The sequence below is a fragment of the Spirulina sp. CCY15215 genome (assembly GCF_016888125.1).
In the GTDB taxonomy this organism is placed as follows: domain Bacteria; phylum Cyanobacteriota; class Cyanobacteriia; order Cyanobacteriales; family Spirulinaceae; genus CCY15215.
The window spans coordinates 1-264 of the sequence record NZ_JACSWA010000008.1 but is presented as its reverse complement, the minus strand read 5'-3'; the positions used below and the strand labels follow the sequence as shown (position 1 = coordinate 264).

General features: G+C 43.2%; 1 protein-coding gene. It reads left to right on the top strand.

The window, feature by feature from the left end; translation table 11 throughout:
- Nucleotides 1-264, top strand: a 264-nt coding sequence (locus JUI58_RS00030) for a zinc ribbon domain-containing protein (protein WP_204101724.1), incomplete at both ends; no start/stop codon positions are given.

The window sequence follows — 264 nt, the reverse complement described above, 5'->3', positions numbered from 1 at the left end:
ATTACACCTCGCAAATTTGTCCAAAATGTGATTTTCACACCGGAAAAAAATTGCTTTCCGAACGAGAACATAATTGCCCGGAGTGTGGATACAAAACCCATAGAGATATCGCAGCAGCAGAAGTTATCAGAGATAGAGGAATCGAAAATGCGCTAGGGCATAGCGTATCAGAAAATGCTTGTGGAGATGATCTGACGGGGGCTTTGCCTAGTCAAAAATCTGTGAAGCAGGAAATCTTGAATGCGAGTTCAAGAATCTCCCGCT